Below are 26,104 nucleotides of genomic sequence, written 5' to 3' on the forward strand. Positions count from 1 at the left end.
ATCTGCCGTAGCGGTATCTGTTCCGTCTGTTATTACATATGGGAACGTTTCTGTTCCGTTGTAGTTAGCATCTGGTGTGAATGTGATGACACCTGCTGCATCTACATTTACTGTGCCGTTTGGTGTATCAATAACCTGAGCGGTTCCTGGTGTTAATGCTACACCATTGATTGATACAATACTTAAGGTATCACCATCTAAATCTGAATCTAAATCTAATGGTGTTAAAGTTACTGTTCCTTCTTCTGCTACTGTATAATTATCATCTACTGCTACTGGTGGATTTTGAAATTCTAAAGTTATGGTAGCATCATTCGATTGATTTCCATCATTATCTTCTACATTATATAATGCTGGAGTAGGATTTGTTGTAAAACCTGGGTCTGGATCAAAAGTAACTGCTCCAGTTGTAGGATTAACAGTCCAAACTCCTTGGCCTGGTTCTTCATAACTAGTTACATCTCCATTGGCATCTGTAACAATACTAGCTGGATTAGCTGTTCCACTAGGAACTAAGCTAACGGTTGTTGGATCTAAAGTTCCATTTGCATCAGAATCAACACCATTACCATTATCTGCAAAAACATCAACAACAGCATTTGTATTAATTGGTAAATTTGTTAACGTATCATCTACCGCTACCGGTGTACATTGAGCACTAGATACGTTAGGGTCTGTTGAACTAACATCTGCCTGTTGTAATGATACTGAGCCTGCAGTTTCAGGTACACCATTTGCATCAACATTAGTACCTAAGCTTCCATCACCAGCAATTATACTAGCTTGATAAGTTCCATCACCTTCTAAAGCATCAACACAACCATCTGCATCACTATCAACATCTAAGTGGTTTGGAATACCATCAATATCTGAGTTTATTGGCAAACAATATTCTACCTCATAAATTTGAAGTGTAACCGTACCTGCATTTCCATCATTTTTACCAACTCTAATAACTACTTGATTTGCTCCTGCAACTTCAATTTGCACACTATTATCTGGTGCATTACCAGGACCAGCAGAACTTACAACTGAAGAACCAGTGAAAGTACCATTAGCTCCTAAATTAATATCTGTTAATTGCACTGGCACATTAAAACCAGACTCTGAAGCAGTAAAATCTGCTCTATCTAGATTGTCTAAACCTCCAAGCTTGAATTTTATATTATAAACTGTTTGCGAAAATGTTAAAGTATAAACACCTATATCTCCATTAGCAAAATTTGTATTTGCTGGTTGTGTATTAATATAAGCACCTGAAACACCAGCTGAACTCTGGCTGTTTACACCTGAAGTCCATGTTGCACCTCCTTGAATTTCAAATGTCATATCGACATCTACTCCATTAAATGGATAAGCATTATTTACAATAACAGGGTTTGAAGTATTATCATTAAAGGTTTGAGCTAAATCCACAAAACCAGAAGAACAATTTAATTCATCTGTATCTAAAATTCCATCGTTATCATCATCTAAATCAGTAATATCATCAATACCATCATCATCTGTATCTCCATCACAATTAGGTAAATCTAAAGTTGCTGGTGCAGTTTCTACCGTAGAACCATAAGTCCATGTATTTATTACACGCGTATTACCAAAATCATTACAAAGCAAGTTATCTGTATCATTTCCTCCTTGACTAATTGCCGGAACAGTGTCATCTGGATTACTAGAACTCCATGCGTGAGCAGGACCAACTATACCATCTAACAATTCTGATCTATGAAATGTTGGACTTGCAGTGGTTATATTATTTAATGCATTACTTGCATCACAAACTGTACCTGTAGTAATTATTTCTCTATCATCCCAACGTAATAAACGACTATTAGTATTTGGTGCAACACCATTTACACTTAATCCATTTAAATTTAACTCTGCATCAACCATAGGTATATTTGTTCTACCTATAAAAGAATTTACAGTTACACTTATGGTACTTACTGTAACAGGATTACCTAAACCATCATTACCGTCCCAAGGCACAAAAATTTCACCAGGCTCGTTTTCAAAAGATTCTAAAAGTACGTCTGTAGTACCTTCTTGATATCCTGGCGTACCATTAAATTCTATAACAATTGCTGTATCTTGAGCTAATTGTAAGGTAATTGGAATAAAATAACTTCCAGGACAACCTATAATACCATTTGCTACTACTGGACTTGGTTCAGGACTTGGTATAAATACGTTTTGATCTGGAGAAGCAATAAACACTTGATAACCATTATCTAAAAGTGGTGCGGTTCCTAAACCATAAGTTTTAGAAGTTCTATCTGCAATAAAATCATTTGCTGGATCTGTATCATCATTAACAACACCAAATCTATTCATTGCTAATTGATATCCAAAAGGTCTAAAACCTTCTTCAAAATCAACTTCTAAGATAACTTGATCGTCTGTATACACAAAAAAGTTTCCTTCAAAAGATGCAGCTTCTGTAGGATTTGGCACATTTGCAGTTGAAACATCACCATCTGCATCTTCTACTAAATAGGTAATAAAATTCCATTTTCTTGACCATATACGTCCTTCTGTTTGATTATTTGCAGCCGTTGAAACTGTAAAATCAAAATAAGGTAAAAACATTAATTGATCTAAACCATTAATAGTATTACCTCCAGTTGCAACAGTTGCACCACCATCATAACTACTATATAATGAAATGTAGTAATCACCATTTGCAGATGGGTTAAAAGTAATTGGCGTATAACCTCCAGGAGTAGCTCCTCCAATATTAGGTCCTGCTACGGCCTCTGCATAGTTATTAATAAATCCTGCACTCCCATTATTATTGCCCATTAAAAAAGGACCTGCTACAGAATTACCTGCAGCATCAAAAATTTGATAATAAAAATTTGTACCTAAAGGATTGTTTCCACCAGCGAAACTATTTCTCATACGGGCTTGTAATCCAAAATAAAAATTCTCTGTTGTAGCATCATTTATTGTAAAATATATTCTTTCAGATTCAGGCGCTCCTAAATAAGGACCTGAAACGCTTCCTCCTAAATTGGTATCTGTTACAATATAAATTGAAGTACCATTTGTTTCATTTGGCATAACCTGTTTTGTACCATCTGCAAACACATTAGGTGTTATAAACAGAAAAGCAATAAAAAACAGAATACTGCTTAAAAAGCTATTACTTAATAGAGTAGAATTTTTCATATTGGAATGAATGTAATTTGATTTAATATTTTTTTGGGTGTAGGTATAACGAAATAAACCAGTAAAAATACTGGTATAGGATTGTAAATTAAAAACAAGCGTGTTTTTGATTTTACTAAAAATGAACACTAAAAATCTAAAAGTAAATTTTGTCATATAAAATATACTATTGTACGATATTTGATTTTTAAGGGATTCACAAAATCGAAATGTTGCACGAATATAATTATATTGAAATATCAAAATTAAAATTTTGATAGAAAAAATAATTATTTTCGATTAAGTGGTTTTATTTTAGGAGCAATAACTAAATTATTAACAAGAATTAACGATTGTAAGATGCTAAAACATCGAAACATCGTTTATATGCGTTTTTATTAGTTATAATGCATTTGTTACACTTAAAATCACTTAAACAAATATAAAAAAACATTTGTATTTTTTATATATTTTCCTACAAATTAACATTTGTTAATCTATAAATTTAAATAACAAAAGTACCTAACACAAATTGTTATAAGAGAAATTGATACTAATTTCAATACAACTATATTTGCACAAATTATTACAATGAAATTTTTAGAAGAAATTAAAAGAAGAAGAACATTTGGAATTATTTCGCATCCAGATGCTGGTAAAACAACGTTAACTGAAAAGCTTTTATTATTTGGTGGAGCAATACAAGAAGCTGGTGCTGTTAAAAGTAATAAAATAAAAAAAGGAGCAACTAGTGACTTTATGGAAATTGAACGCCAAAGAGGAATATCTGTTGCTACATCTGTACTAGCTTTTGAATATGATGGTATAAAAATAAACATTTTAGACACACCTGGTCACAAGGATTTTGCGGAAGATACATTTAGAACTTTAACTGCTGTAGATAGCGTTATAGTAGTAATTGATGTTGCAAAAGGTGTTGAAGAGCAAACTGAAAAATTAGTTGAAGTTTGCCGTATGCGTAACATACCAATGATTGTTTTTATTAATAAAATGGATCGTGAAGGAAAAGATGCTTTTGAATTATTGGATGAAATTGAACAAAAATTAGGGCTTACAGTTACTCCTTTAAGTTTTCCTATAGGTATGGGCTACGAATTTAAAGGTATCTATAATATATGGGAAAAAAACATAAACTTATTTAGTGGTGATAGCCGTAAAAATATTGAAGAAACCATTGAAATTTCCGACTTAAATTCTTCAGAATTAGATGATTTGGTTGGTGAGAAATCTGCAAATACACTACGAGAAGAAATTGAACTTGTAGAAGGTATATACCCACAATTTAATAACGAAGAGTATTTAAAAGGTACACTGCAGCCAGTATTTTTTGGCTCTGCCTTAAATAGTTTTGGAGTAAGAGAATTATTAGACTGCTTTGTTGAAATTGCTCCTAAACCAAGACCAAAACAAAGTGAAGAGCGCTTAGTACAACCAGATGAAAAAAACTTTTCTGGTTTCGTTTTTAAAATTCACGCAAATATGGATCCTAATCATAGAAATAGATTAGCTTTTGTAAAAATAGTCTCGGGAGAATTTAAAAGAAATACTCCATATTTACATGTTAGGCATAATAAAAAAGTAAAATTCTCTAGTCCCAATGCCTTTTTTGCAGAGAAAAAAGAAATAGTAGATATTTCTTATCCTGGTGATATTGTTGGTTTACAAGATACTGGTACTTTTAAAATAGGAGATACTTTAACCGAAGGTGAAGTGCTTAATTATAAAGGTGTTCCTAGTTTTTCTCCGGAACATTTTAGATATATAAATAACGCCGATCCTTTAAAATCTAAACAATTATATAAAGGTATTGACCAATTAATGGATGAAGGTGTAGCACAATTATTTACATTAGAATTAAACGGTAGAAAAGTAATTGGAACCGTTGGAGCTTTACAATATGAAGTTATACAATATAGATTAGAACATGAATATGGTGCAAAATGTACTTACGAAAATTTAAATGTGTATAAAGCTTGTTGGGTAGACCCTAAAGATCCAAAAAGTGAAGAATTTAAAGAATTTAAACGTGTAAAACAACGTTTTCTTGCAAAGGATAAAAGAGGGCAATTAGTATTTTTAGCAGATTCTTCTTTCTCGTTACAAATGACCGAACAGAAATATCCAAATGTAAAATTTCATTATGTTTCTGAGTTTGAATAGCAAAAACTTATTTTAAAGCGTTTTAAGCGACATAATTAAACATTTAAATAAATCTATAGCTCTAAAATTTTAAACACAAAAAAACAACGTTTTAAAACGTTGTTTTTTTGTGTTTAATAATTAAAATTTATTTTGAAAACAATTATAATAAACGGTTACTATTATCTGTTTTTGTTCCTAAAAAAATCCTCAAAAACATATGTGAGGATTTTTTAGTTTTTACTAAGCTTGACCTGTTGGTCCAAAATTTAAAGGAATAGGTGGTTGCTCATAATCTTTAATTTCACCATGTGCTTTTTCAAATCGCTTTACATTATCATTTAAAGCTTTTAATAATCTTTTTGCATGTTGTGGAGTTAATATAATTCTAGATTTCACTTTACTTTTTGGTGTACCAGGCATAATACTTACAAAGTCTACAACAAACTCTGAAACTGAATGATTTATTATAGCCAAATTAGAGTAAGTACCTTCAGCAATTTTTTCATCTAACTCAATATTAATCTGCCCTTGTTTTGGCTTTTTATTTTGATTATCGTCCATAATTTTTTGGTTTTAACAAAGAATCCCGCTATTAAGCAGGATTCTTTTCTATTATTATATTAAAGCTAAATTATTAGTTATAATTTACTTCTTGTTTAGCTTGCATCATTTGATCAAACTCTTCTTTAGACCCTACGATTATGTTTTCGTAAGAACGCATACCAGTACCAGCTGGAATTCTATGTCCTACAATAACATTTTCTTTTAAGCCTTCTAAAGAATCAACTTTACCTGCCACAGCTGCTTCGTTAAGAACTTTTGTTGTTTCTTGGAACGATGCTGCAGAAATAAACGACTTAGTCTGTAAAGATGCACGTGTAATACCTTGTAGTATTGGCGTTGCTGTTGCTGGTCTCGCATCACGAGCTTCAACTAAAGCTTTATCTTCACGACGTAATAAAGAATTTTCATCTCTTAATTCGAACGACGTTATAATTTGTCCTTCTTTTAATTTAGAAGATTCTCCAGCATTTTCAACTACTTTCTTACCAAAAATAGCATCGTTTTCTTCGATAAAATCAGATTTATGAACTAATTGATCTTCTAAGAAGATTGTATCTCCAGAATCAATTATCTTAACTTTTCTCATCATTTGTCTTACAACAACTTCAAAATGCTTATCGTTAATTTTTACACCTTGTAAACGGTATACTTCTTGAACTTCGTTCACTAAGTATTGCTGTACAGCTGCTGGTCCTTTTATGTTTAAGATATCGTTTGGAGTTATAGAACCGTCTGATAAAGGCATACCTGCTTTAACAAAATCGTTTTCTTGTACAAGAATCTGACTTGATAATTTTACTAAGTACTTTTTAACATCTCCTAGTTTAGATTCTACAATAATCTCACGATTACCTCTTTTAATTTTTCCAAAAGAAACAACACCGTCAATTGCACTAACTACTGCTGGATTAGATGGATTACGAGCTTCAAATAACTCTGTTACTCTTGGTAAACCACCTGTAATATCTCCTGCTTTAGCAGATTTACGAGGAATTTTAACTAAGACTTTACCAATCTCAACTTTTTCTCCATCGTCAATCATTATGTGCGCACCTACTGGTAAGTTGTAAGAACGAATGGCTTCACCATTACCGTCTTCAACAATAAGTGTTGGAATTAATTTTTTGTTTCTAGATTCTGAAATTACTTTTTCTTGGAAACCTGTTTGCTCATCAATTTCTACTTGGTAAGTAACACCTTGTTCGATATTTTCATATCTTACTTTTCCTGCAAATTCAGAAATAATTACACCGTTATATGGATCCCATTGACAAACAACATCTCCCGTTTTAAGTTCATCTCCACTCTTTATAAAGATTGTAGAACCGTAAGGAATATTATTTGTACTAAGTGTAATACCTGTTTTCTTATCTATTAACTTTAACTCTGATGTACGAGATATAACGATATCAATTTCGTTTCCTTCGCCATCTGTACCTTTTACAGTTTTAAGTTCTTCTATTTCAGCAACACCATCAAATTTAGCTACTAGCTTGTTTTCTTCTGAAATGTTTCCTGCAATACCTCCTACGTGGAACGTACGAAGTGTTAACTGTGTACCTGGTTCTCCAATAGATTGAGCTGCTACAACTCCTACTGCTTCACCTCTTTGAACCATTTTATTAGTTGCTAAGTTTCTACCGTAACATTGTGCACAGATACCTTTTTTAGCTTCACAACTTAATGGTGAACGAACTTCTACAGAGTCTACTGGTGAATTTTCAATTTTATCTGCAATTGATTCATCAATTAATTTTCCAGACTCTACTAGTAATTCTTCAGTTAATGGGTTGTAAACATCATTAAGTGCAACACGTCCTAAGATACGAGCTCCTAATTTTTCAACAACTTCATCATTTTTCTTAAGTGCAGAAACTTCTACACCTCTTAAAGTACCACAATCTACACTGTTTACAATTACATCTTGAGATACATCTACTAAACGACGTGTTAAGTAACCGGCATCGGCAGTTTTAAGTGCGGTATCGGCAAGACCTTTACGTGCACCGTGCGTTGATATAAAGTATTCTAAAATTGAAAGACCTTCTTTAAAGTTAGAAAGAATTGGATTTTCAATAATAGATCCTCCACCTGCTGTAGATTTTTTAGGCTTTGCCATTAATCCACGCATACCTGTAAGCTGGCGAATCTGTTCTTTAGATCCACGGGCTCCAGAATCAAGCATCATAAATACCGAGTTAAATCCTTGTTGATCTTCTCTAATACGCTTCATAGACAACTCTGTCAATTCTGCATTTGTTGAAGTCCAAATATCAATTACTTGGTTATAACGTTCGTTATTTGTAATTAATCCCATGTTATAGTTACCAGTAATACCATCAACTTTAGCATTTGCTGCATCAATCATTGATTGTTTTTCTGGTGGGATAATAATATCTCCTAAACTAAATGATAAACCACCTCTAAAGGCAAAATTATATCCTAAAGTTTTTATTTCATCTAAGAAAGCAGCTGTTTCTGGTACACTAGTTACTTTTAAAATATCTCCAATAATATCTCTTAAAGATTTTTTAGTAAGTACTTGGTTAATAAAACCTGCTGCTGCTGGTACTTTTTCGTTAAATAATACACGACCTGTAGTTGTTTCTACTATTTGCGGTACTAATTCTCCATCTTTATTAAAGTCTATAGTTCTTACTTTAATTTGTGCATTTAAATCTACACGCTTTTCATTGTAAGCTATTGTTACTTCTTCTGCAGAGTAAAAAGTTAAACCTTGTCCTTTTACTGGAACTTCTGGAGTAGATGTACGTAATTTGGTCATATAATATAAACCAAGTACCATATCCTGAGAAGGTACAGTTACTGGAGCACCATTTGCAGGGTTTAAGATATTATGAGACGCTAACATTAATAATTGCGCTTCAAGAATAGCTTCTGGTCCTAATGGTAAGTGAACAGCCATTTGATCTCCATCGAAATCGGCATTAAATGCCGCACATGCTAATGGGTGTAATTGTATAGCTTTACCTTCAATAAGTTTAGGTTGAAATGCTTGTATACCTAAACGGTGCAGCGTAGGCGCACGGTTTAGTAATACTGGATGTCCTTTAAGAACGTTTTCCAAAATATCCCAAACTACAGGTTCTTTTTTATCTATAATTTTCTTTGCAGATTTTACAGTTTTTACAATACCTCTTTCTATTAATTTACGAATAATGAAAGGCTTGTAAAGTTCTGCTGCCATATTTTTAGGCAATCCACATTCAAATAATTTTAATTCTGGTCCAACAACAATTACAGAACGTGCAGAATAATCAACACGCTTACCAAGTAAGTTTTGACGGAAACGTCCTTGCTTACCTTTAAGTGAATCTGATAATGATTTTAATGGTCTGTTAGAATCTGTTTTTACTGCAGATGATTTACGTGTGTTGTCAAATAATGAATCTACAGATTCTTGCAACATACGTTTTTCATTACGTAAAATAACTTCTGGTGCTTTTATTTCAACTAGTCTTTTAAGACGGTTGTTACGAATAATTACGCGACGGTAAAGATCATTTAAATCTGAAGTTGCAAAACGTCCACCATCTAAAGGCACTAATGGTCTTAATTCTGGTGGAATAATTGGCACTACCTTCATGATCATCCATTCTGGACGATTCTCACGATTTTGGTTAGACTCACGTAAAGCTTCTACTACCTGAAGTCTTTTTAATGCTTCAGTTTTACGTTGTTTAGACGTTTCTGTATTTGCTTTGTGACGTAACTCAAAAGATAAAATATCTAAATCTATACGTGCTAATAAATCGATTAGACATTCAGCTCCCATTTTAGCTATAAACTTGTTTGGGTCTGTGTCTTCTAAATAGTTATTATCCTGCGGAAGCGTTTCTAGAATATTTAAGTATTCTTCTTCTGTTAAGAAATCCATTTTTTGTAATGGTTCTCCTTCTGCATTTTTAGCGTTACCAGGTTGGATTACTACATATCTTTCGTAGTATATAATCATATCTAATTTCTTAGATGGTAATCCTAATAAGTAACCTATTTTATTTGGTAAAGAACGGAAGTACCAGATATGAGCAACAGGCACAACAAGGTTGATGTGTCCTACTCTATCACGACGTACTTTCTTTTCTGTTACTTCTACACCACAACGGTCACAAACAATACCTTTGTAGCGAATTCTTTTATATTTACCACAAGCACATTCATAGTCTTTTACAGGACCAAAAATACGCTCACAGAATAAACCATCTCTTTCTGGTTTATGTGTACGATAATTAATAGTTTCTGGCTTTAAAACTTCACCTCTAGATTCTGCTAAAATAGATTCTGGTGATGCTAAACCAATTGAGATTTTGTTAAATCTCTGTACTGTATTCTTATCTTGCTTTCTTGCCATTTGTTCTAGTATTCAGTACTCAGTATTCAGTCTACATTTACTGTAGACTGATAACTGATTACTAGTTTTTTTATTCTTCTAATCTAATGTCTAATCCTAATCCTTTTAATTCGTGCATAAGTACGTTAAAAGATTCTGGTAATCCTGGATCTGGCATTGGTTCACCTTTTACGATTGCTTCGTAAGTTTTGGCTCTACCAACTACATCATCAGATTTTACTGTTAAGATTTCTCTTAGGGTGCTTGATGCTCCATAAGCTTCAAGTGCCCAAACCTCCATCTCACCAAAACGTTGACCACCAAATTGTGCTTTACCACCTAATGGTTGTTGTGTAATTAATGAGTATGGTCCAATAGAACGTGCGTGCATTTTATCGTCTACCATATGCCCTAATTTAAGCATGTAGATTACACCAACTGTTGCTGGTTGGTCAAAACGCTCTCCTGTTCCACCATCGTATAAGTAAGTATGACCGTATCTTGGAATTCCAGCTTCATCTGTAAATTCGTTAATTTGATCTATAGAAGCACCGTCAAATATTGGTGTTGCATATGTTCTTCCTAAATCTTGTCCAGCCCATCCAAGTACTGTTTCGTAAATTTGCCCAATGTTCATACGCGATGGTACACCTAATGGGTTTAATACGATATCTACTGGCGTTCCGTCTTCTAAGAAAGGCATATCTTCTTGACGAACGATACGTGCAACAATACCTTTGTTACCGTGACGTCCTGCCATTTTATCTCCTACTTTTAGCTTACGTTTTTTAGCAATATATACTTTTGCTAATTTTATAATTCCTGCTGGTAATTCATCACCTACAGAAATTGTAAATTTCTCACGACGTAGAGAACCTTGTAAATCGTTCTCTTTAATTTTATAGTTGTGAATTAAATCTGCAACTAATTTATTTGTATGGTCATCAGTCGTCCAAGTTCCACCTGTTAAGTGCGTATAATCATCAACAGCATTTAACATTTTAAGTGTGAATTTTTTACCTTTTGGTAAAACTTCTTCTCCTAAATCATTAAATATACCTTGTGAAGTTTTTCCGTTTACAATAGCAAATAGTTTTTCAACTAATACAGATTGTAATTCATCAAACTTGATATTGTATACTGTTTCTAATTGTGCAATATCTTCTTTATCTTGAGCTCTCTTACGTTTATCTTTGATTGCTCTAGAAAATAATTTTTTATTAATTACTACACCGTGTAGTGATGGAGAAGCTTTTAATGATGCATCTTTAACATCTCCTGCTTTATCTCCAAAGATTGCACGTAGTAATTTTTCTTCTGGTGTTGGATCGCTTTCTCCTTTAGGAGTAATTTTTCCAATAAGAATATCTCCTGGTTTAACTTCTGCACCAATACGAATCATTCCGTTTTCATCTAAGTCTTTTGTAGCCTCTTCTGAAACATTAGGAATATCGTTAGTTAATTCTTCGTTACCTAATTTTGTATCTCTTACGTCTAAAGAATATTCATCAATATGAATTGATGTGAATATATCTTCACGAACAACTTTTTCTGAAATTACAATTGCATCCTCAAAGTTATACCCTTTCCAAGGCATAAAGGCTACTTTCATATTTCGACCTAAAGCTAATTCTCCATTTTGTGTTGCGTAACCTTCAGATAAAACTTGGCCTTTTTTAACTTTATCACCTTTTTTAACAATTGGCTTTAAGTTAATAGAAGTACCTTGGTTTGTTTTTCTGAATTTTACTAATGGGTAAGATTTCACATCGCTGTCAAAACTTACTTTAGCTTCATCTTCTGTTCTTTCGTACTTGATTATAATTTCTTTTGCATCTACATACTCTACAACTCCATTTCCTTCTGCATTAATTAATACACGAGAATCTGATGCTACTTGTCTTTCTAATCCTGTTCCAACAATTGGCGCTTGCGGACGTAATAATGGTACTGCTTGACGCATCATGTTAGATCCCATTAATGCACGGTTGGCATCATCATGTTCTAAGAACGGAATTAAAGAGGCAGATATTGAAGAAATCTGGTTTGGTGCAACATCTGTATAATGAATGTCTTTTGGATCCATTACCGGGAAGTCACCTTCCATACGAGCAATTACTTTGTCGTGTAAGATTTTTCCATTTTCATCTACATCTACAGTTGCTTGCGCAATTAATTTTTCTTCTTCTTCTTCTGCACTTAAATATGTTGGTGTACTTTTAATATCTACTACACCATCTGTAACTTTTCTATAAGGTGTTTCAATGAATCCCATAGAGTTTACTTTAGCGTAAACAGATAATGAAGAGATTAATCCAATGTTTGGTCCTTCTGGAGTTTCAATTGGACAAAGTCTTCCGTAGTGAGTATAGTGAACATCACGAACCTCGAATCCTGCTCTTTCTCTAGATAAACCTCCAGGTCCTAAAGCTGATAAACGACGTTTGTGTGTAATCTCGGCTAATGGATTGGTTTGATCCATAAATTGAGATAACTGGTTTGTACCAAAGAAAGAATTAATTACAGACGATAATGTCTTTGCATTAATTAAGTCGATAGGTGTAAATACCTCGTTATCACGAACGTTCATACGCTCACGAATTGTACGTGCCATACGAGCAAGACCAACACCAAATTGAGAAGATAATTGTTCTCCTACTGTACGTACACGACGGTTAGATAAGTGATCAATATCATCAATCTCTGCTTTAGAGTTAATAAGCTCGATTAAGTATTTTATTATTGTAATGATATCTTCTTTGGTAAGCACTTGCTTATCCATACCGATATCTAATTGTAATTTTTTATTCATTCTATAACGACCTACTTCTCCAAGAGAGTAACGTTGGTCACTAAAGAATAATTTATCTATAATACCACGAGCTGTTTCCTCATCTGGCGGCTCTGCATTACGTAGTTGTCTATAGATGTGTTCTACGGCTTCTTTTTCAGAGTTTGTTGGATCTTTTTGAAGCGTATTGTGAATAATTGCGTAATCTCCTTGTTGTGCAGTTTCTTTATGTAAAAGAATAGTTTTTACACCTATTTCAAGAATTTCTTCAATGTTATCTTTATCTAATTCTGTATCACGGTCTAAGACAATCTCATTACGCTCAATAGATACTACTTCTCCTGTATCTTCATCAACAAAATCTTCATACCATGTATTTAATACACGAGCAGCTAATTTTCTTCCTAAAACTTTTTTAAGTCCAGATTTAGAAACTTTAACCTCTTCGGCTAAGTCGAAAATTTCAAGAATATCTTTATCTCTTTCGAAACCGATTGCTCTAAATAATGTTGTAACAGGTAACTTTTTCTTACGGTCGATGTATGCATACATCACTTGGTTGATATCTGTAGCAAATTCAATCCAAGAACCTTTAAAAGGTATTACTCTTGCTGAATATAATTTTGTTCCATTAGCATGGAATGATTGTCCAAAAAATACACCTGGAGATCTATGTAATTGAGATACTACTACACGTTCAGCACCGTTGATACAAAAAGTACCAGAAGGTGTCATGTAAGGTATTGTTCCTAAATACACATCTTGAACTATGGTTTCGAAATCTTCATGCTCAGGATCTGTACAATATAGTTTTAACCTTGCTTTTAATGGAACGCTATACGTAAGTCCTCTTTCTATACACTCTTCAATAGCATATCTTGGTGGGTCGACGAAATAATCTAAGAATTCTAATACGAATTGATTACGTGTGTCTGTGATTGGAAAGTTCTCCATGAAGGTATTATACAATCCTTCATTACCTCTTTCTTCAGATTTTGTTTCAAGTTGGAAAAAATCCTGGAAGGATTTTATTTGAATATCCATGAAATCTGGATATTCAGTTCTATTAATAATAGACGAGAAATTTAATCTTTCAGCTTGTGTTACTAACATCAATGGACGAAATTTTGATTAAAAAAAATTGGTTTGTACATAGTATTACCTATATACGACAAATGGTCTAGGTCTTAGAGCACTTGCTCCAGACCTAAACCTTTGTTAATTATGGTTGTTAAGCTTACTTAAGCTCAACCTCTGCTCCTGCCTCTTCTAACTGAGACTTTAAAGCTTCTGCTTCATCTTTAGATACTGCTTCTTTGATTGCACTTGGTGCTTCATCAACTAAACCTTTAGCTTCTTTTAATCCTAAACCAGTTAATTCTTTAACTAATTTTACTACAGCTAACTTAGCGCTACCTGGAGCTTTTAAGATTACATCAAACTCAGTTTGCTCTTCAGCAGCGTCTCCACCACCTGCAACTGGTCCAGCCATAGCTACTGCAGCTGCAGCAGGCTCAATACCGTATTCATCTTTTAATATAGTTGCTAACTCATTTACTTCTTTTACTGTAAGGTTAACTAACTGTTCTGCGAAATCTTTTAAATCTGCCATTTGTAATAATTTTTTAATTTTAATATTTAAGTGTAAAGTGCGTACTTTTTAAATTATCCCTCTTTTTGAGATAATGTTTTAAGAATTCCTGAAAGTTTTCCTCCACTTGATTTAAGTGCAGAAACAACATTCTTAGCAGGAGATTGTAATAATCCAATAATATCTCCAATTAATTCTTCTTTAGATTTGATATCAACTAACATATCTAGTTGCTCATCTCCAATATAAACTGCTTCCTCAATAAATGCTCCTTTTAATAAAGGTTTTTCAGATTTTTTACGGAACGCTTTAATTACTTTTGCTGGTGCATTACCAGTCTCAGAATACATTACTGATGTATTTCCTTTAAGCGTTGATGGTAAGTCTCCAAAATCTTTATCTGAAGCTTCCATTGCTTTTTCAAGTAATGTGTTTTTTACTACTGCTAGTTTTACGTTTGCTTTAAAACAAGCACGACGTAAATCTGAAGTACTACCTGCATTTAAACCTGATATATCAGCTAAATATATATTAGCATTATCGGCTAATTGTGCAGTTAATTCTTCTATAACTTGTGATTTTTCTTCTCTTGTCATGATATAAAGTTATTTAACTACTAACCGATTTTTGTATCAACTGCTATACTAGGACTCATTGTAGAAGACATATAAATGCTTTTTACATATACTCCTTTCGCCGCAGTTGGTTTCAGTTTCATTAATGTTGTTAATAATTCGTTTGCATTACCTGCAATTTTATCTGCACTAAAAGATGCTTTACCAATTGCTGCATGTACGATACCTGTTTTATCAACTTTAAAGTCAATTTTACCAGCCTTAACCTCTGTTACCGCTTTAGCGATATCCATAGTTACTGTACCTGTTTTTGGGTTAGGCATTAAACCACGAGGACCTAATACACGTCCTAAAGGACCTAACTTACCCATTACACTTGGCATTGTAATAATTACATCTACATCTGTCCATCCACCTTTGATTTTATCAAGGTATTCTTGAAGACCTACATAATCTGCTCCAGCTTCTTTAGCTTCTGCTTCTTTATCTGGAGTTACTAATGCTAAAACTTTTACATCTTTACCAGTACCATGAGGAAGAGATACTACACCTCTTACCATTTGGTTAGCTTTTCTAGGATCTACTCCTAAACGCACTGCTAAATCAACAGATGCATCAAACTTTGTGTTGGTAATTTCTTTTATTAATGCTGAAGCTTCTTGAACTGAATATACTTTATCCTTTTCTAATTTTGCTACAGCTTCTTTACGTTTCTTTGTTAATCTTGCCATCTCTTTTAAATCTTTTTAGGTTAATTTGGTGCGTCTCCACCTTTAACAGTTATACCCATAGATCTTGCTGTTCCAGCAATCATTTTCATTGCAGAGTCAATAGTAAATGCGTTTAAATCTACCATTTTATCTTCTGCAATAGTTTTGATTTGATCCCAAGAAACCTTTGCTACTTTACGTACGTGAGGTTCACCTGATCCTTTTTTCACCTTGGCCGCTTCTAATAATTGTACTGCAGCTGGAGGAGTTTTAATTACAAAGTCAAATGATTTGTCTTTGTAAACTGAGATTACAACTGGTAATACTTTACCAGCTTTATCTTGTGTTCTAGCATTAAACTGCTTACAGAACTCCATGATATTAACTCCAGCAGCACCTAAAGCGGGTCCAACCGGTGGCGACGGATTCGCTGCACCTCCCCTTACTTGTAACTTAACTACTTTACCTAATTCTTTTGCCATTTTTAATAATTTAGTTCGGTATCGATTTTCAATTGGAAGCGAAAATCAATCCCATCTTTATTGTAACAATTATTATATTTTTTCAACTTGCATGTAACTTAATTCAAGTGGTGTTTTTCTTCCAAAAATTTTCACCATTACTTCAAGCTTACGTTTTTCTTCGTTTATATTTTCTATTGTACCATCAAATCCATTAAAAGGACCATCAATAACCTTAACTGTTTCCCCTTTTGTGTAAGGAATTGCAACATTTGTATCTGCCTCTACAGTTAATTCATCTACTTTACCTAACATTCTATTAACTTCAGATTGTCTTAATGGTAAAGGATCACCTCCTTTTGTAGCTCCTAAAAAACCTATAACATTTGTAATACCTTTAATAATATGCGGCACTTCTCCTGTTAAATTTGCTTTTATCATTATGTAACCACTAAAATAAACTTTCTCTTTGTTTATTTTTTTTCCGTTACGTATTTGGACTACATTTTCTGTTGGTACCAATACTTGTTCTACATAATCTTGTAAACCAAGTCTAGCTATTTCGTTTTCTATATAAGTTTTTATCTTATTTTCTTGACCACTTACAGCTCTAACAACATACCATTTTTTCTCTCCAACTTCTGCCATAATAATCTTAGTTTACAAAATTATTAAAATAGAAACCTATCACTTTACTGAATACAGTATCAATTCCCCATATAGCTAATGAAAAAACAATTGAAAACACAGCAACTAAAATAGTTAAGCTTTGAACTTCTGACCAAGGAGTCCATGTTACATTATTTTTTAACTCTCCAAATGATTCCTTTATATAATTTACTATTCCAGCCATTTTTAATGTTTTGTTTTACTAACACTTGTTTTACAAGCATTTAATTTGTTTAAGAGTTTAATACTAAAACTATAACTCTTTAAGCACGGGTTGAGAGACTCGAACTCCCGACACCTGGTTTTGGAGACCAGTGCTCTACCAACTGAGCTAAACCCGTAAATATAAGTCAAGGTGCCACGAATAACGGGACACCTTAACCTTTATATTTAAAAGACTAAAAAATTAGTCTAAAATCTCAGTTACCTGACCAGCTCCAACTGTTCTTCCTCCTTCACGGATAGCGAAACGAAGACCAACATTCATCGCAATTGTATTGATAAGCTCAACTGTGATTGTTAAGTTATCTCCTGGCATAACCATCTCAACTCCATCAGGAAGTGCAATGTTACCAGTTACATCAGTTGTACGTACGTAGAACTGTGGACGGTAGTTATTATGGAATGGAGTGTGACGTCCACCTTCTTCTTTTTTAAGGATATAAACCTCTGCTTTAAACTTAGCGTGTGGTGTTACAGAACCTGGCTTAGTAATAACCATACCTCTAGATATTTGAGACTTCTCAATACCTCTTAATAAGATACCAGCATTATCACCAGCTTCTCCTCTATCTAATATTTGACGGAACATCTCGATTCCTGTAATAGTAGAAGTTAATTTTTCTGCACCCATACCAATAATCTCTACAGGATCTCCAGTGTTAGCAATACCAGTTTCAATACGACCAGTTGCTACAGTACCACGTCCAGTAATAGAGAATACATCTTCGATTGGCATTAAGAAATCTTTATCTACTTCTCTTAAAGGCTCTTCAATCCAAGCATCAACTTGCTCCATTAATTCTAAAACAGTGTCAACCCATTTTTGCTCACCATTTAAAGCTCCTAAAGCAGAACCAGATACTACAGGTCCATTATCACCATCATATTCGTAGAATGATAATAATTCACGAACTTCCATATCTACTAACTCTAATAACTCTTCATCATCAACCATATCCACTTTGTTTAAGAATACAACAATTCTTGGGATACCTACTTGACGACCTAATAAGATGTGCTCACGAGTTTGTGGCATAGGACCATCAGTCGCAGCTACTACTAAAATAGCACCATCCATTTGTGCAGCACCAGTTACCATGTTCTTAACATAATCGGCGTGACCTGGACAATCTACGTGTGCGTAGTGACGGTTAGCTGTTTGATACTCTACGTGCGAAGTATTAATTGTAATACCTCTTTCTTTTTCTTCTGGAGCGTTATCGATAGTATCGAAATCTCTTGCTTCTGATAAACCTGCATCAGCTAATACTTTAGTAATAGCAGCAGTTAAAGTTGTTTTACCGTGATCTACGTGTCCAATTGTACCAATATTTAAGTGTGGTTTTGAACGATCGAAAGTTGCCTTTGCCATGTTTTAAATAATTTAATCTTAGTTATATAATAATATTAGTGTTCAAATTTTGTTTTTTAAAAAATCGAGCCAATGACGGGAATTGAACCCGTGACCTCTTCCTTACCAAGGAAACGCTCTACCTCTGAGCTACACCGGCTAAATATAGAGCGAGAGACCAGGTTCGAACTGGCGACATTCAGCTTGGAAGGCTGACGCTCTACCAACTGAGCTACTCTCGCAATTATTTAAATTCTCAAATTTAAAACTTACATTTTCTTGGTAAAAAATGTGGGGAGAGCAGGATTCGAACCTGCGAAGACATAGTCAGCAGATTTACAGTCTGCCCTCGTTGGCCGCTTGAGTATCTCCCCAATTTTAAATTTTATTCAATTTTTTAAAGAACTTTAAAAAAGCTTTTACACTTTCTTAATTTTTAAGAGCCGATGGAGGGACTCGAACCCACGACCTGCTGATTACAAATCAGCTGCTCTAGCCAGCTGAGCTACATCGGCTTTTGTTACTTTTTTTACGTATAAAAAAAGCCCGCTATTTCTAACGGACTGCAAATGTAAATATTTATTTAGTTATTCAAAAATATTTTTCACAATTATTTTCATAAATGTGCTCTTAATTTCTCTTTTCTCTTTTTTAACTGTCTTTGAAGTGACGCTACAGCCATATCTGCACCTTCTTCAAAAGTTTTACATTGTTTTTTTATTACTAAGCTATCGCCTGGTACACTGACTTTTGCTTCAAAAATTTTATTTTCTTTATCACTTGTGTTTTGAACTTTTAAAAACACATCGGATTTAATGACTTTATCGTAGTAGTTATCGAGTTTATCCATTCGGGTTTGAATGAAGTTTAACAGTTTTTGATCTGCATTGAAATTTACTGCTTGCGTGTTCACTTTCATAAGCATTGCTATTAATTAAGTTATACAATGGCTGTTATTTTTTACTTCTTGGGTGCGCTTTTAAGTAAACTTCTTTTAATTGAGCTATACTATTATGTGTATATACCTGTGTTGCTGCCAGGCTTGAATGCCCCAAGAGTTCTTTAACAGCATTTAAATCTGCACCTTGGTTTAATAAGTGTGTGGCAAATGAGTGCCTTAGTATATGTGGACTCTTTTTCACTTTATTGGATGCTAGACTAAAATACTCATTTATTATTCTGTAAACAAGAGTTTCGTAAATTTTAACGCCTCTTTTTGTTAAGAATAAATATTCTTGATCTTTTATGTTTTTTAATTCTTGTCGCTTTTCTATATATTGATTAATTGTTTTGTTTACGGAATCTAATAGTGGGACATAGCGTTCTTTATTTCTCTTTCCTAATACTTTAAGTGTTTTATTGGCTTGATTAATGTCTTTTATTTTTAAATTAACTAGTTCAATGCGACGTATTCCTGTGGAATAAAACAGTTCTATTATTAGTTTGTTTCTTAAGCCTTTAAAATTGTTTTCGTGTTGTAAATCGTCTATCGCCATGGCTACTTCTGTTTGTGAGAATGGCACTTGTATTTTTTTGCTTGTTTTGAGTGCTTTATGTTTGGCTAAGGGATTTGTTTTTAAGTGCTCTATTTTTAAAAGGAATTTATAATAGGTGTTTAATGCTGAGATTTTTCGGTTTATTGTTCTATTTGAAATTTTACTTTCTACTAATTGTACAATCCAGCTTCTTATTTGTGAGTAGTTAGCTGTTTTTATTGTGGTTGTTTCGTGATTTTTTTCTAGGTATTCTTGAAAAGCTTCTATATCTTTTGAATAGGCTTTTATTGTTAGTTGTGAATAGTTTCGTTCTAACTCTAGATAATCTACAAAAGCTTTTAAAGACATTTTTATGGGTTTGTTTTATAAATATAACAAATTTAAGCGGTTTTGTTTTTGGGTTTAAAACTGCTTTTTCTGGTATGCCTGCGTTAGGGATAGAGGCTTTGTTGAAGCTCTCCTGGCTTTTTTGCCGGGAAGCGACTGCCGATAGCCCGACCAATACATGCTTTTTTTGCTTGTATTGGTAACGCCCTAATTTTATTCTTTAAATAGTGATGCGCGCTGACTTAGATCGTCGATTAATTTTTCTTCGTCTTCGCTTTCTAAAAGTACATTGTATGTTTTCCAGAATTCTTTGTTATATGGTTTTGGTGAGAATATATCCATATCCCATTTGTGTTGGAGTGCTGTTTCTATTTTTTCGTTATCTAAAATAATATCTGTAAATAGTATTTCTTGAACTGTATAGTAGAAACGTTCTTCTTGGTTAAACCTTGATTCTAACTCTTCTTCGGCTTTGTTTTTGGGCTTAAAGCCTACGTTTACTAGCTTTGGTGTTTCGTAATAGATGTAACTTGGGTACATTTTTTCTTTGTACTCTTTATAGGTTATCTCTAGTTTGTGATTTAGCTTGGTATCAAACAATCGTTTGCTTCGGCTTATTTGCTCTTTTGATGCTGCAATTAGCTCGTATTCTAATTTTTTAATGGCGTAATTATCGTAGTATATATATACCCAACCTTGTGGCTCGAAACCTTCGTTGTAGATGCCTTTTGTTCCTAATCCTACATATTCTTCTCCATTTAGTATTTGTATTTTATAGAGTTTACGCTCGTTATCTACTAATATTGTGTCTAGCTTAAACTGGTGTATTTTTAATAAATTTTCTCCAAAGAGTGCTTTTTTTACGTTTGAATTTCTAAATATGTTTAGCTTGCCTTGAAAAATGTTTTGGAGTCCGTTAACTCGTTTATCATTCCATTTTATTGCTTTTTCTATTGAAGCTGTTTTAATCTGGCTTCTTTTTAAATTTCTGTAGTTTGTTCTTCTTTTTGTGGTTTGATTTAAGTAGGAAGCATATGCGAAAATACTATCGACATCTCGCAAATCGTAACTTTTTCGCATTTGGTCTACATTGATTTTGAGATAGTCTTGTGCTGGAACACTATACCCTGAATCGTAAACTGAAATAGCACTTTCTATTAACCATTTGAATTCTACTTTGTTTCTTTCTTTATGTCTTAAAAATCCTTTTTGTATGTATGATGAGTCTGGCATTGTTTCTGGCAATTGCCTTAATGCGCGTAGTACAATATCGTTTCCTGTTTTTGGTCTTGGGTCTGATTCTATTGTTACTTCGTCTAGTGCGGCTACTTCTTCTATTAAATAGATTGGTGCTTGAGCATCGAATTGTGATATTGGAAACTTCTCGGTCGAGTATCCTATTGAGGATACAACTAGGGTGTCGTTTATGTTTTCTTTTGGTACTTTAAGTGAAAAGTTACCATCTGCATTTGTTATTGTCCCAATTGCTGTGCCTTTTATATATACACTAGCACTTTCTACTGGTTCATCTTTTTGAAAATCGACAACTTTATTTTTTAATTCTACTTGCGAAAATGCAAATGTTGTGCATAATAGAAATAAAAATAGAATGTAGGTAATTTTGTTTGGGTGTTTCATTTTAAAAAAATAATAATGCGTTATACTTTATTACAACCTTTTCTATAAACGAAGTTATTTATAAATTATTGAATTATAAATTAAAACCCTTTAAATAAGGGTTTTAATTTATATAAAAATCGATTATAGGTATTACTATTTAAATAGTAATTAATGCTTAACTGCTGGCTTATATTCTTTTTTATCAATTACCATTTTAGCGAATTGGTAAACAATTTTCGCTAAAACAATAATTTAACTTAGTGCTTTACTGCAGGTTTGTACTCCTTTTTATCAATTACCATTTTAGCGAATTGATAAATAATTTTCGCTAAAACAATAATTTAATTTAATGCTTTACTGCAGGTTTGTACTCCTTTTTATCAATTACCATTTTAGCGATAATCTCTCGAAGGATTTCACTAGTTCCTCCACCAATAGGTCCTAACCTACTATCACGCAATAAACGTGCCATTGGATACTCTTCCATATAACCATAACCGCCAAGCATTTGAAGACATTGGTAAATTACCTCGTCTGCCATTTTAGTGGAACGTAGTTTTGATATGGTTGCTTCTTTTACAACATATTCATTTTTATCTAATCGCGCTGCTACAGTGTAGTTAAATTCTTTACATACTTCCATATCTGCAAAGCAATCTGCCATTGTATGACGTAAGGCTTGAAACTTATCTATAGATTTACCAAAGGCTTGACGTTCTCCCATATATTTTACAGCATACTCTAAAGCAAACTCTGCTCTTGCATGTGCATTGATTCCCATAATTAAACGCTCGAATGCAAAGTGTTGCATAATGTACGGGAAACCTTTCCCTTCTTCTCCCATTAAGTGACTTGCTGGAATGGTAACATTATCGAATGCAATTTCTCCTGTATCACTTGCTCTCCAACCTAATTTATCTAGCTTGGTTGCACTTACACCTTTTGTATCTCTATCTACAATAAACATGCTTATTCCTTTATTACCAAGTTCTGGACTTGTTTTGGCTGCTACAACTATATAATCGCTATACACGCCATTTGTAATAAATGTTTTAGAGCCATTTAAAACATAAGTATCACCTTTTTTAACTGCTGTAGTTCGCATTCCTGCTACATCACTACCTCCAAAAGGCTCCGTTACTGCCATGGCACCAATGTATTCTCCTGTAATACTTTTAGTTAAATATTTTTGTTTTATTTCTTCACTGCCTTCTGCATTAACATGAGTCATAGCAAGGTAAGCGTGTGCCCACATTGCTGCTGCAAATCCTCCAGAATTAACTTTTTGTAATTCTTCTAAAAATATAACAGTATAAAATAAATCTAAATCCATCCCTCCATAGGCCTCTGGGTATGCAATACCAAAGAATCCCATTTCTCCAAATTTCTCCCATATAAAACGTTCTATTTGTCCTGTTTTTTCCCATTTTTCGATATGAGGAACAACTTCCTTTTGAAGGAAATCTGCTAAACTTTGTCTAAATAAATTATGCTCTTCTGTGAAGTATCTGTTATCCATTTTATTATATTCTAATTAAGTTGTAAATATAACTTAATTATCTCTATTTTTTTAATAGGAAAGTCTTTAACTTTTATTAAATCGTCAAGAGAACGTATACCTTCATGTAGTGTTCTGTACTCTATAATATTATGGGCAATTTCGTAATCTATAAATCTAACCGTTACTAATTGTGCTTTTGTAGCTGTATTGATATTAACTTTACTTATTGTTTTTGGTGTTTTTAGTGTAAAAGACTTTTTAATTTCATTAATTGTTTCTGGTTTTAAGCCATACACTTCATTTAATTCTACCATAGAAACAAATCCATTTTGTCTAGAACGGTACTTTATAATACTATTTGCATAATATTCTCCTATGCCATATACTTTTTGAAGTTGAGCAGAAGTTGCCTTATTTAAATCTATTTTCTCTGCTTCGGTTATTGTTTTACTTTTATTAAAAGACTTTGTGTATTGCTTTTTAGGCTTAGGGTTTGTTACCCAATCTGGAAATTTAAAGTATGGTGATATTTTATTAAAAAGAGTATCTGAAATTTTAGTTACCTGTTGAAATTGTTTTGCTGAGTTTATCCATTGATTTTTGGCTCTAAATTTTAGTAATCTATCAATTTCTTTGTTAGACATTCCTAAGGTATAGCCTTTATAATCGGTAATAAAATTAGGATTGAACGGAAAAATTTTAGGCTTTCTATTTTCAATCTCTACTAATTTTAAAGAATCAATTTCTGCTTGAAATTCTTTTAACTCTTTAGAATTAACAGTTATTTCTTTTGAATTAAAATCTACAAAAGCATAAACACATTGAAGTACAATAATTAAAAGCAACAATAAAAAAATCCCATTTCGTTGTTGTTTTGAAAACTTGAAATGAGATTTAAATGTCATAATTATATGTTTAACACATAAGACAGAACGTATGTTTTACATTTCTTCTGTTAAATCTGTTGCGCCATCTTCTATCGCTTCTTCTTTTTTATTGATTGCATTCATATACTTTTTAAGTTCTTTTTTAATTATTGGCGAAAGCATAATCACACCAATAATATTAGGAACTACCATTGCAAAGATCATAGCGTCAGAGAAGTCTATTACTGCTCCTAAACTAATTGAAGCTCCAACTATTACAAAGAATAAGAATAATACTTTATAAACTAAGTCTGTTATTTTTCCTTTTCCAAATAGGAATACCCAACCTTGCATACCGTAGTAAGACCAAGATATCATGGTACTAAAAGCGAATAATATAACAGCAATAGTTAATACAATTGAGAAATGAGGTATTACACTATCAAAAGCAGTAGCTGTAATTTCAACACCTTCTTTAATTTCTACTCCGTATTCTATAAATCCACCATCAAAATTAGTAATTACAATTACCAAAGCAGTCATTGTACAAATAACTACAGTATCTACAAATGGCTCTAATAATGCAACTATACCTTCACTTGCTGGATATTTAGTACGTACTGCAGAGTGAGCAATTGCTGCAGAACCAACTCCTGCTTCGTTAGAGAATGCACCACGACGCACACCTTGAATCATAACTCCAATTACACCACCTAAACCAGCTAATGGAGTAAATGCTCCGCTAAAAATTGCTGCAAAAGCATCATCTATTAAAGTGAAATTAGCAAATAATATTATTAAAGCAGCTAATACATAAATTCCTGCCATAAAAGGTACTACTTTTTCTGTTACAGATGCAATACGTTTTATTCCTCCAATAATTACAATTGCTACTAAAACGGCCATAACTATACCAAAGTACATACCTGCATTTTCTCCTGTTAAGTCAAATAACTTTGTAAACTGCGCTGCTGCTTGGTTTGCTTGAAACATGTTACCACCACCAAATGATCCACCAACTACAAATATTGCAAAAAGTACTGCTAAAACCTTACCAATTCCTCCAGCACCTTTTTCTTTTAAACCTTTAGTTAAGTAATACATTGGCCCACCATAAACAGTACCATCTTCTCCTACGTCTCTATATTTAACACCTAAGGTACATTCTGCAAACTTAGAAGCCATACCTAACAATCCTGCAATAATCATCCAGAACGTTGCTCCAGGACCACCAATTGATAATGCTACTGCAACACCTGCAATATTACCTAAACCTACGGTTGCAGATAGTGCTGCTGTTAATGCTTGAAAGTGAGAAACCTCACCGTCTGCACCTTCATTTTTCATTGTTTCGATAACATCTCCTCCAGGAGTTTGATCTCCATAAAGTGAGTCTACACCGTGTTTTTCGATATCTTCATATTTACCTTGAACAACTTTGATTGCGGTTCTAAAACCAGTAATGTTTATAAATTTAAAGTAAATTGTAAAAAATAAAGCTCCTCCAATTAATACTATTAATACCCATGGAATTTTTATTGTGTCTGTAAATGGGATTTCTGAGAAAATGCCTTCAACAAACCAGCCTGTATATTTTTTAAATGTCGCATCAATTTGGTCTGCTGTGCTGTCTTGTGCGAAAGTTAGAATTGGTATTATTAATGTAAAAATTGAAAGAAGATACTTCTTCATAATT

18 protein-coding genes and 5 tRNA genes are annotated in these 26,104 nt (G+C 33.2%); 1 reads left to right on the forward strand and 22 read right to left on the reverse strand.

Features of this window, described 5'->3' with window-relative positions; genetic code table 11:
- A partial coding sequence (locus BM549_RS12705) for an Ig-like domain-containing protein (RefSeq protein WP_290470618.1) occupies window positions 1–3,171 on the reverse strand: 3,171 nt, incomplete at its 3' end.
- A gap of 570 nt (window positions 3,172–3,741) precedes the next feature.
- On the opposite strand from BM549_RS12705, the gene BM549_RS12710 reads away from it, so the two are divergent.
- On the forward strand, window positions 3,742–5,331 hold the full coding sequence (locus BM549_RS12710; RefSeq protein WP_290470619.1) for a peptide chain release factor 3: 1,590 nt from the start codon (window positions 3,742–3,744) through the stop codon (window positions 5,329–5,331).
- Between the two features lie 222 nt (window positions 5,332–5,553).
- Here BM549_RS12710 and BM549_RS12715 read toward each other — a convergent pair whose 3' ends face one another.
- The 21 genes from BM549_RS12715 to BM549_RS12815 all read right to left on the reverse strand — a co-directional run bounded on the left by BM549_RS12715 (window position 5,554) and on the right by BM549_RS12815 (window position 26,100).
- Window positions 5,554–5,874: a DUF3467 domain-containing protein gene (locus tag BM549_RS12715; RefSeq protein WP_290470620.1), complete on the reverse strand. Its 321-nt coding sequence runs from the start codon at window positions 5,872–5,874 to the stop codon at window positions 5,554–5,556.
- Between the two features lie 73 nt (window positions 5,875–5,947).
- Window positions 5,948–10,249 carry a DNA-directed RNA polymerase subunit beta' gene (gene rpoC / locus BM549_RS12720; RefSeq protein ID WP_290470621.1) on the reverse strand — a complete coding sequence of 1,434 codons (4,302 nt, stop codon included), beginning with the start codon at window positions 10,247–10,249 and terminating at the stop codon, window positions 5,948–5,950.
- A gap of 70 nt (window positions 10,250–10,319) precedes the next feature.
- Window positions 10,320–14,132, reverse strand: a complete 3,813-nt coding sequence (gene rpoB / locus BM549_RS12725) for a DNA-directed RNA polymerase subunit beta (RefSeq protein ID WP_013870451.1) — start codon at window positions 14,130–14,132, stop codon at window positions 10,320–10,322.
- 124 nt (window positions 14,133–14,256) lie between these two features.
- Window positions 14,257–14,631, reverse strand: coding sequence for a 50S ribosomal protein L7/L12 (gene rplL / locus BM549_RS12730; RefSeq protein ID WP_013870450.1), 375 nt, complete (start codon window positions 14,629–14,631; stop codon window positions 14,257–14,259).
- Between the two features lie 53 nt (window positions 14,632–14,684).
- Window positions 14,685–15,206: a 50S ribosomal protein L10 gene (gene rplJ, locus BM549_RS12735; protein ID WP_013870449.1), complete on the reverse strand. Its 522-nt coding sequence runs from the start codon at window positions 15,204–15,206 to the stop codon at window positions 14,685–14,687.
- Window positions 15,207–15,226: 20 nt separating this feature from the next.
- Window positions 15,227–15,916, reverse strand: a complete 690-nt coding sequence (gene rplA / locus BM549_RS12740) for a 50S ribosomal protein L1 (RefSeq protein ID WP_013870448.1) — start codon at window positions 15,914–15,916, stop codon at window positions 15,227–15,229.
- A 20-nt stretch (window positions 15,917–15,936) separates the two neighbouring features.
- On the reverse strand, window positions 15,937–16,377 hold the full coding sequence (gene rplK / locus BM549_RS12745) for a 50S ribosomal protein L11 (RefSeq protein WP_013870447.1): 441 nt from the start codon (window positions 16,375–16,377) through the stop codon (window positions 15,937–15,939).
- A 72-nt stretch (window positions 16,378–16,449) separates the two neighbouring features.
- On the reverse strand, window positions 16,450–17,004 hold the full coding sequence (gene nusG / locus BM549_RS12750) for a transcription termination/antitermination protein NusG (RefSeq protein WP_013870446.1): 555 nt from the start codon (window positions 17,002–17,004) through the stop codon (window positions 16,450–16,452).
- A 7-nt stretch (window positions 17,005–17,011) separates the two neighbouring features.
- Complete coding sequence (secE, locus tag BM549_RS12755) at window positions 17,012–17,209, reverse strand: preprotein translocase subunit SecE (RefSeq protein WP_013870445.1); 198 nt, start codon at window positions 17,207–17,209, stop codon at window positions 17,012–17,014.
- Window positions 17,210–17,293: 84 nt separating this feature from the next.
- A tRNA-Trp gene (locus BM549_RS12760) sits at window positions 17,294–17,366 on the reverse strand.
- Window positions 17,367–17,431: 65 nt separating this feature from the next.
- Entirely contained in the window at window positions 17,432–18,619 is a 1,188-nt protein-coding gene (gene tuf / locus BM549_RS12765) for an elongation factor Tu (RefSeq protein ID WP_013870444.1), read from the reverse strand.
- Between the two features lie 67 nt (window positions 18,620–18,686).
- Window positions 18,687–18,758 (reverse strand) — tRNA-Thr (locus BM549_RS12770).
- 9 nt (window positions 18,759–18,767) lie between these two features.
- A tRNA-Gly gene (locus tag BM549_RS12775) sits at window positions 18,768–18,840 on the reverse strand.
- Window positions 18,841–18,890: 50 nt separating this feature from the next.
- Window positions 18,891–18,972 (reverse strand) — tRNA-Tyr (locus BM549_RS12780).
- Window positions 18,973–19,039: 67 nt separating this feature from the next.
- Window positions 19,040–19,113 (reverse strand) — tRNA-Thr (locus tag BM549_RS12785).
- Between the two features lie 101 nt (window positions 19,114–19,214).
- On the reverse strand, window positions 19,215–19,517 hold the full coding sequence (gene raiA, locus BM549_RS12790; RefSeq protein WP_290470622.1) for a ribosome-associated translation inhibitor RaiA: 303 nt from the start codon (window positions 19,515–19,517) through the stop codon (window positions 19,215–19,217).
- Window positions 19,518–19,551: 34 nt separating this feature from the next.
- Window positions 19,552–20,442 (reverse strand): tyrosine-type recombinase/integrase, encoded by an 891-nt coding sequence (locus tag BM549_RS12795; protein WP_290470623.1) that lies wholly within the window; start codon window positions 20,440–20,442, stop codon window positions 19,552–19,554.
- Window positions 20,443–20,634: 192 nt separating this feature from the next.
- Complete coding sequence (locus BM549_RS12800) at window positions 20,635–22,059, reverse strand: carboxypeptidase-like regulatory domain-containing protein (protein ID WP_290470624.1); 1,425 nt, start codon at window positions 22,057–22,059, stop codon at window positions 20,635–20,637.
- A gap of 328 nt (window positions 22,060–22,387) precedes the next feature.
- Window positions 22,388–23,560, reverse strand: coding sequence for an acyl-CoA dehydrogenase family protein (locus tag BM549_RS12805; protein WP_290470625.1), 1,173 nt, complete (start codon window positions 23,558–23,560; stop codon window positions 22,388–22,390).
- A gap of 11 nt (window positions 23,561–23,571) precedes the next feature.
- The gene (locus BM549_RS12810; RefSeq protein WP_290470626.1) at window positions 23,572–24,447 is read right to left on the reverse strand and encodes a helix-hairpin-helix domain-containing protein; all 876 of its coding nucleotides are present in this window, start codon (window positions 24,445–24,447) and stop codon (window positions 23,572–23,574) included.
- 36 nt (window positions 24,448–24,483) lie between these two features.
- Window positions 24,484–26,100 (reverse strand): sodium:alanine symporter family protein, encoded by a 1,617-nt coding sequence (locus BM549_RS12815; RefSeq protein ID WP_290470627.1) that lies wholly within the window; start codon window positions 26,098–26,100, stop codon window positions 24,484–24,486.
- Window positions 26,101–26,104 lie beyond the last annotated feature (4 nt).

It is taken from the genome of Lacinutrix sp. MedPE-SW, from assembly GCF_001874145.1.
GTDB lineage: Bacteria > Bacteroidota > Bacteroidia > Flavobacteriales > Flavobacteriaceae > Lacinutrix.